The sequence below is a fragment of the uncultured Cellulomonas sp. genome (assembly GCF_963527515.1).
GTDB lineage: Bacteria > Actinomycetota > Actinomycetes > Actinomycetales > Cellulomonadaceae > Cellulomonas.
In genome coordinates this window covers 1-8,483 of record NZ_CAURTV010000128.1, presented here as the reverse complement: position 1 = coordinate 8,483, position 8,483 = coordinate 1, and the positions used below count along the sequence as shown (strand labels likewise).

Genomic DNA, 8,483 nt, shown 5'->3' with positions numbered 1-8,483 from the left:
GCGCGCAGGAGGCCGATCACGGGTGGCGCCGTGGCGCCGCCGTCGGCGAACGTCGACCACTCCTCCGCCGCCATGGTCGGAGGCGCAGCCGTGACCGGCGGCTCCTCCGCGGTGAGCACGTCCAGGGCCCGGCGGTGCCAGGCGCGCGCGGCCGCGCCCAGGTGTTCGTCGTGCGCGGCGCGCAGGTGCCGGTGCAGCACCCGCGGCAGGCGGTACTGCACGCCGTCCACCGAGGTGGCGAGCGACCAGGTGCGGTCCAGCTCCCGCAGGAGGGGGGCTGCCGCCGGGGCCGGGTCGGGACCGGAGGCGGGCCCGGTGAGGGCGTCGCAGCGGGCGGCCGTGAGCTCGTCGAACACCGCTCCCCGGTGCAGGAGCTCCACCAGCGGCCGCCCGAGCTCCGCCAGCACCACACCGACCAGGTAGTCCCGGGCGTACCGGGTGTCGGCCGGCAGGCTCCGTATCGCGCGCCGACGGTCCGCGGGCAGGAGCGGGTCGGTCGCGCGGTGGAAGAGGTGCACCGCGGCGGACCAGCCCTCGGTCTCGTGGGTCAGGGTCTCGACGTCCTCCGGCACCAGCTGGTGCCCGTACACGTCGCGGAACAGCCGGTCCACCTCCCAGGTGCGCATCCGCAGGTCGGCGCCTGTGAGCACCACCGGCGGGGCGATCTCCGAGCGCGCCAGGGTGAACGTCGGCTGCCGTCGCGAGCCCATGAGCACGTGCACGTCGGGCGCAGCGCTGAGCAGCAGGTGCTCGAGCTCGTCCCCCACCCCGGCCCCCAGCAGCTCGTGCACGTCGTCGAGCACCAGGAGGGACGGCCCCCGACGGGCGTGCACGGCCCGGCTGAGCTCCGCCGGCGTCAGGGTCAGCGCCTGCGACCCGGACCGCAGGGTGACGCCCCCGCGGGTGCAGCGCCCCCACACCACCGGCAGCGGGCAGGTGGCGGCCCACTGGGCCAGCAGGTTCGTCTTGCCGGCACCGCGCGGCCCCAGGACGAGGCCCGTGCCCGCCGAGAGCACGTCGTCGAGCGCGTGCAGGAGCGTGCGTCGCACGACCCCACGCCCCGCGGCAGGCACACCGGCCTCGACCACGGCGACGACGGCATCCCCCTGCGCCATCGCGGCCTCCGAGCCTGAACGGCTCCCGGTCCTGGGACCGGGCTCCACCGTCGATCCTCGCAGCCGTCGCGCGCGGGAGACAGACCGGTGCGGGGATGAAATGTCGGGATGATGCAGATCGCGCCCGAACCGTTCCGGACCGGATCTTCCGGGACGACCACCATTGCGCGTCCCCGTCGGTGCGGAGCATCCTCGAAGAGCGCGCCGAGGCCCGGGAGGGATCAATGTCGATCCGCACGCACCGTCCAGCACTCGTCATCCTGCTGGCGCTCCTGTGCGCCGGGGTCGCCACGACGGTCGCGCCACCGGCCGCTGCGGCGGTGATCCCGGGGTTCAGCGACACGCTCGTGGCCACCGTCGCCTCCCCCACCGCGATCGCGTTCACCGCCGACGGGCGGATGCTCATCACGGACAAGGGCGGCCGGCTGCGGGTAAGGACCGCCGCCGGGACCCTGCTGACCGCGCCGGCGCTCGACCTCAGCTCACGCCTGTGCGTCAGCTCGGAGCGAGGCCTTCTCGGCGTCGCGGTGGATCCCGACCCGACCACCCGCGCCATCTACCTCTTCTACACAGCCCGAGGCACCAGCTCGGCGTGCCCGACGAGCACCACCGGCACTCCAGCCGGCGCACCGACCAACCGCGTGTCGCGGTTCGTGCTCGGGGACACCAACGTCGTCGATCCGGCCAGCGAGACGATCCTGCTCGACGGCATCTACACCCCGGCAGGCAACCACAACGCAGGGGACCTGCACGTCGGCAAGGACGGCTACCTCTACGTGTCCACCGGCGACGGCGGCTGCGACTACGCGGGCAACAGCGGCTGCGGCGGCGCCAACGACGCGTCGCGGGACCGCAACATCCTCAACGGCAAGATCCTGCGGGTCGAGCGCACCACCGGTGCACCGGCCGCCGGGAACCCGTTCCTCGGCGCCGGGACGGTGAGCTGCCGGCTCGCACCGGGACCGGCCGGCTCCGTCTGCCGCGAGACGTTCGCCTGGGGCCTGCGCAACCCGTTCCGGTTCGCGTTCGACCCGGACGCGGCCGGCACCTCGTTCCGCATCAACGACGTCGGCCAGAACGCCTGGGAGGAGATCGACGCCGGCGTGAGCGGGGCGGACTACGGCTGGCCCGCACGCGAGGGGCCGTGCGCGCAGACCGGCTCCTCCACCGACTGCGGTGCACCCACCCCGGCGGGGATGACCGACCCGGTGTTCGCCTACGACCGCTCGGCCGGCTGCGGCTCGATCACCGGTGGGGCGTTCGTGCCGGACGGCCTGTGGCCGGCGTCCTACGACGCCGCCTACGTCTACGCCGACTACGTGTGCGGCAAGGTCATGACGCTCAGCGGCGGGACGAGCACCGATCTCGCCACAGGTCTGGGCGGCGCGGTGCACCTCGAGTTCGGCCCGTCGGGGAGCACGCAGGCGCTGTACTACACGACCTTCGCCAACGGCGGCGAGATCCGCCGCATCACCTACACCGGCACGGCGAACCGCACCCCGGTCGCCGCGCTCACCGCCGCGCCCTCGAGCGGTCCGGCGCCGCTGACGACCACGCTGAACGGCTCGGGCAGCAGCGATCCCGACGGCGACCCGCTCACCTACCTCTGGACGTTCGGGGACGGGTCGGCGGGCGCGACGACGAGCACCCCGACGGTGAGCCACACGTACGCGGCGGGGACATGGACGGCGTCGCTGCGGGTGCGCGACCCCTCCGGATCGGTGTCCGCACCGGTGACCACCACGATCAGCTCGGGCAACACCGCACCCGTCGCGACCATCGCCTCACCGGCGGCGGGCGCCACCTTCTCGGTCGGCGAGACGTTCCAGCTGAGCGGGTCGGCGACGGACGCACAGGACGGCACCCTGGCGCCGTCCCGGCTGAGCTGGACGATCCTGCGCGTGCACGACCAGCACACCCACCCGTTCCTCGGGCCCGTCACCGGCACCGGCATCGACGTCGTCGCACCGGGGCCCGAGGACCTCGCGGCCGCGGCCAACAGCTTCCTGCGGGTGAGCCTGACGGCCACGGACTCCGGCGGGGTGTCCACGACGGTCGTCCGCGACTTCCAGCCGCGCAAGGTGGCCGTCACGCTCACCACCGGTCCGCCCGGCCGGACCGTCGTCGTCAACGGGCTGCCGGTCACCGGTCCGACGACGGTGACGTCGTGGGCCGGCTTCGCCCTGCAGCTCTCGGTCCCGGCGCAGACCGACGCCGCCGGGCGGCCCTACGGCTTCAACCGCTGGTCCGACGGGTCCACGGCGGCGAGCCGCACGTGGACCACCCCGTCGACCCCGACCACCCTGTCGGCGGCGCTCACGCTGCGCGGGCTGCAGGGGGCGTACTTCGACAACCAGGACCTCACCGGGACCACCGTGAATCGGCTCGACCCGACCGTCGGCTTCTCCTGGGGCACCGGTGCGCCGGTGGCCGGGATCGGCGCCGACACGTTCTCGGTGCGCTGGAGCGGTGCCGTCATCCCCCGGTACTCCCAGACCTACACCTTCTCCACCACGTCGGACGACGGGGTGCGGCTGTGGGTGAACGGCACGCGGGTGATCGACCAGTGGACCACCCACTCGAGCCGCGTCGACACCGGCACGATCGCGCTCACCGCCGGCGTACCGGTCCCGATCGTCCTGGAGTACTTCGACGCCACCGGCTCCGCCGTCGCCCAGCTGCGCTGGTCGAGCTCGTCGCAGGCACAGGAGATCGTGCCGACGGACCGGCTGCGCCCGTACTACGCCGTGAACATGCAGCCGTCCGGAACCCCCGTCCCGCCCGGGTACGCACCGGACACCGGTTCGGTCTACGGCAAGCGGTCGTCGGGGCTGAGCTACGGGTGGAACGCGAGCAACTCCTCCGCCATGCGGGACCGCAACTCCACGCTGTCGCCGGACCAGCGGTACGACACCCTCGCCTTCCTCCAGCTGGCGCCCAACACGAACGCCCGGTGGGAGCTCTCCGTGCCCAACGGCACGTACAGCGTCCGGCTGGTCGCCGGGGACCCGACCTCGACCGGCTCGACCATCCGCCTGCTGGCGGAGGACGTCCTGGTGGTGAGCGGCACGACCACCACGGCGCAGCGCTGGCTCGACGCCACGGCGGAGGTCACCGTCACGGACCGACGGCTGACGATCTCGAACGGCACCGGGGCGGCGAACAACAAGCTCTCCTTCGTCGAGGTCCGCCTGCTCTGACCCCGTGGCCAGCCTGAACGCACCCGACCAGTCACCCAGGAGATCTCATGCGATCGTCCAGGAAAGCCGGCACGTGGGCAGCGTTCGTCGCTGCCACCACCCTCTCGCTCGGGACGGTCGCGGCACCGGCCGCGGCCCACCCGCGGCATGACGACAAGGTCCCCGTGGCCGTCGGCTACGGGGGCGCAGTCGCTACCGTGGACGCCGACGCGACGCGGGTCGGCCTCGACGTGCTGCGCAAGGGCGGCAACGCGGTCGACGCCGCCGTCGCGGCCGCGGCCACGCTCGGGGTGACGGAGCCGTTCTCCTCGGGCATCGGGGGCGGCGGCTTCTTCGTCCACTACGACGCGCGCACCGGTCGAGTGCACACCATCGACGGCCGGGAGACGGCGCCTGCGGCGATGCAGAGCGACGCGTTCGTGGAGGACGGCGTGGCCCTCCCGTTCGCCGACGCCGTGACGTCCGGCCTGTCGGTGGGTGTGCCGGGGACGCCGGCCACCTGGCAGTCGGCGCTGGACCAGTGGGGCACGCTCAGCCTGCGCAAGGCGCTGCGCGGCGCGACGGAGGTGGCGCGGCGCGGCTTCGTCGTCGACCAGACGTTCGCCGACCAGACCGTCACGAACGCCGCGCGGTTCGCGGCCTTCCCGTCCACCGCCCGGCTGTTCCTGCGCCGCGGCGCCCCGCCCGCGGTCGGGTCCGTGTTCCGCAACCGCGACCTGGCGGACACGTACGACCTGCTCGCCCGCAAGGGCGTCGGCGCGCTCTACACGGGTCGGTTGGCGCAGGAGATCGCCGACACCGTGCAGCGGCCGCCCGTCGCCCGCGGGACCTCGCTCGTCGTCCGCCCCGGGCTGATGACGACCGCCGACCTGGCCTCCTACACGACCGTCCTGCGCGAGCCCACCCGCGTCACCTACCGCGGGTTCGACGTCTACGGGATGGCGCCGCCGTCGTCGGGCGGGTCGACCGTCGGGGAGGCCTTGAACATCCTCGAGGCGCTCCCGGCGCCGGCCGACACCACCCAGGCCCTCCACCAGTACCTGGAGGCCAGCGCGCTGTCCTTCGCCGACCGGAACCGGTACGTCGGCGACCCCGGCTTCGTCGACGTGCCCCTGGCCGAGCTGCTCTCCGACGGGTTCGCGGCGGAACGCGCGTGCCTGGTCGACCCGGCGGCCGCGCTGGCCAAGCCGCTCGCGCCAGGGGTCCCCGACGGGAGCTACGAGGGCTGCAGCGAGCCCGCCACCGTCGGCACGCCGGGCTCCGACGGCCAGTCGACCACGCACCTGACCACTGCGGACCGCTGGGGCAACGTCGTCGCATACACCCTGACCATCGAGTCGCTGGGCGGCAACGGTGTCGTCGTGCCCGGCCGCGGGTTCCTGCTCAACAACGAGCTGACCGACTTCAGCTTCACCGACACGCAGGACGGCAACGACCCGAACCTGCCGGGGCCGGGCAAGCGGCCGCGCAGCTCGATGGCGCCGACCATCGTGCTGGACCACGGACGCCCTCTGCTCGCGGTGGGCTCGCCCGGCGGGGCGACGATCATCACCACGGTCCTGCAGGTCCTGGTCAACCGGCTGGACCTCGGCATGGACCTGGGTGCGGCGGTGGCGGCGCCGCGGGCCAGCCAGCGCAACGCCCCTACCGTCCAGGCCGAGCCCGGCTTCGCGCGTGCCGAGCTCCAGGCGCTCGGGCACACCTTCGTCGACATCGCGGAGATCGGCGCCGCGACCGGGATCGAGATCCTGCCCGACGGCTCCTTCCAGGCGGTCGCCGAGCCGACGCGCCGGGGCGGCGGCAGTGCGGCCGTGGTGCTGCGCCGGTGAGATCTGCCCCGGTCGGACGACGGGCCGCCACGTAAAATCTATGTAAAGTTGCCCAGGGCAATACGGACGTTTGTGGTCATTGCAGCAACAATGCGAGTGACCGCAGTCACTTCTGGACAGTCGTCCGTCTATTTGCTCCGTTACCGCCTGGTACGGTCGATTCATCGAGTTCCTCCGTGGCCGTCTCGCCAGGGCCGCCACATGAGCTTTCGATACCGCTGCACCTTCGCCAGGAGGGGCAGTCGCACCCCGTCACCTCGCGCCCTCGGGTCCCGAGGATGACTCTTCGACGCTGGGAAAGCGCCTACCTAGGCACTCCCGTCGTCCTCGCTGGATCGCCGCCGACGCCGGTCAGCTCGCCACCGATTCGTCGACCGCAAAGCGGGGTACCGCCCTTGTTCGTCTTTGTCCTGCAGCTACGACACATGCTCGAAGGCCAATCCGAGTTCTATCTCTTTGCATTGTTCTCCACCGTCATCTGGGCGTTGTGGCTGCTCAAGGTGCTGTTGTCACGGCGCTACAAGCCCTTCACGGGCGAGTTCGGCGGCACCGCCAGCGTGGTCATTCCCGTCGTGGACGAGCCGCTGGACCTGTTCCGCGACGTGCTGACGCGCATCGTCGAGCAGCGCCCCGACGAGGTCATCGTCGTCATCAACGGCGCGGTCAACGTGCCCCTGCAGGAGATCAGCGAGGAGTTCGCTCCCCTGGTCCGCTGGGTGCACACGCCGATCCCCGGCAAGCGCAACGCCGTCAAGATCGGCACCGAGCTGTCGCGCGGCGAGATCACCGTGCTGGTCGACTCCGACACGGTCTGGACCGACGGCACGCTGTCCGAGCTGGTCAAGCCGTTCGCCGACGCCTCGGTCGGCGGCGCGACCACCCGTCAGCGCATCCTCGAGCCCGAGCGCTCCTGGATCACCCGCTGGGCGGACTGGCTGGAGAACACCCGGGCGCTCTACTCCATGCCCGCCCAGTCGGCCCTGGGCCAGGTGGGCTGCCTGCCCGGACGCACGATCGCGTTCCGCCGACACATCCTGGTCCAGGTCATGGACGACTTCATGCACCAGAAGTTCATGGGCGTCTTCCTCGAGGTGTCCGACGACCGCACGCTGACCAACCTCACGCTCAAGGCCGGCTACAGGTGCGTGTACCAGTACACGAGCCTCGTCTACACCGACGCCCCGCTGCAGGTGAAGAAGCTGGCCAAGCAGCAGCTGCGCTGGGCCCGCGGGAGCCAGTACAACACCCTGCGGATGCTGCCCTGGATGATCGGGCACGCTCCCCTGCTGGCGGTCTTCTTCGTCGCCGACATCCTCCTGCCGTTCCTGCTCTTCGGGACGATCGCGGGCTGGATCTACCGGGCGATCTCCGGCACCGGCGTCAACCTCTACCAGGCGATCCTGCACACCTACACCGGCCTCAGCGGCTGGGTCTGGGTGGTCGCGACGATGATCGTGTCGTCGGTCCTCTCGATGGCCATCCGGCAGATCCGCCACCTGCACGAGAAGCCGTCGGACTTCCTGCGGCTGCCCGTCTTCATCATCGTCTCGACGCTGTTCCTCATGCCGATCCGGCTGCTCGGCTTCCTGCGCATGGCGCACGCCAGCGGATGGGGGACGCGTGCCGGTGCGTACGCCGGAGGCGGCTCCGACGACCTGATCACGGAGCTGCAGAACGCCCCGGCCGGACCTGCCGACCTCGTGGACCGCGCTCCGGTCGGCGTGGTGCCGACGCAGCGCCTCGCCTCACCGACCCGCACCGTCCTGGCCGACGTCCCCGCAGCCGCCGCCCCGGCGGTCGCCCCCGCGCAGACCCGTCGCGCGGTGGCCACCGCACCCTCGGCGCCCGCGCGGCGTCGCCGACTCAACCCGCTGGCCGCGATCCCCTACGCGATCGCGCTGGCCCTCTTCGCCCTGGAGGCCCTGGTCTATGTCTGAGCACATCGAGTCCACCGGGTGGTGGGAACGCGCCATCCGCCCCTCACCCCGCAAGCGGATCGCCGCCGGCGGCATCGCCCTCGCGCTCGTCGCGGTCACCGCCGGCGTCTGGCTGTCGCCGTCCGTGGCGGTCACCGCCTCCGCCGAGACCAGCGCGGAGGAGCGCCGGCTGGCGACCGAGAACGAGAAGCTCCGCAACTCGCTCGAGGCGCGCGAGGACGAGGTCGACTCCCTCGAGCGGTCGCAGGCCAAGGCCGCAGCCGAGCGCAAGGCCGCCTCCGCGAACGGCAAGGCCAAGGCTGCCGCCGAGCAGGAGGCCGCCGCTGTCGAGGGCGCGCAGAAGGCCGAGGCCGAGCGCGCCGCCGAGGCTGCGCGCGTCGCCGCCAAGGCGTCCGCCGAGCG

Annotated in this window: 3 protein-coding genes and 2 pseudogenes; 4 read left to right on the top strand and 1 reads right to left on the bottom strand. The window is 72.5% G+C overall.

Going from position 1 to position 8,483, the window contains the following annotated elements; genetic code table 11:
• Positions 1-1,115, bottom strand: a pseudogene (locus tag RYN42_RS18335) (transcriptional regulator); the annotation flags it as partial.
• 224 nt (positions 1,116-1,339) lie between these two features.
• Between RYN42_RS18335 and RYN42_RS18330 the strand changes: the two are divergent.
• The 4 genes and pseudogenes from RYN42_RS18330 to RYN42_RS18315 all read left to right on the top strand — a co-directional run.
• Entirely contained in the window at positions 1,340-4,315 is a 2,976-nt protein-coding gene (locus tag RYN42_RS18330) for a PQQ-dependent sugar dehydrogenase (protein WP_315098460.1), read from the top strand.
• Positions 4,316-4,362: 47 nt separating this feature from the next.
• Positions 4,363-6,144: a gamma-glutamyltransferase gene (gene ggt, locus RYN42_RS18325; protein WP_315098457.1), complete on the top strand. Its 1,782-nt coding sequence runs from the start codon at positions 4,363-4,365 to the stop codon at positions 6,142-6,144.
• Between the two features lie 395 nt (positions 6,145-6,539).
• Positions 6,540-8,081, top strand: a complete 1,542-nt coding sequence (locus tag RYN42_RS18320) for a glycosyltransferase (protein WP_399552533.1) — start codon at positions 6,540-6,542, stop codon at positions 8,079-8,081.
• Positions 8,074-8,483: pseudogene (locus RYN42_RS18315) on the top strand (glycoside hydrolase); the annotation flags it as partial. The gene RYN42_RS18320 and the pseudogene RYN42_RS18315, both read left to right, overlap by 8 nt.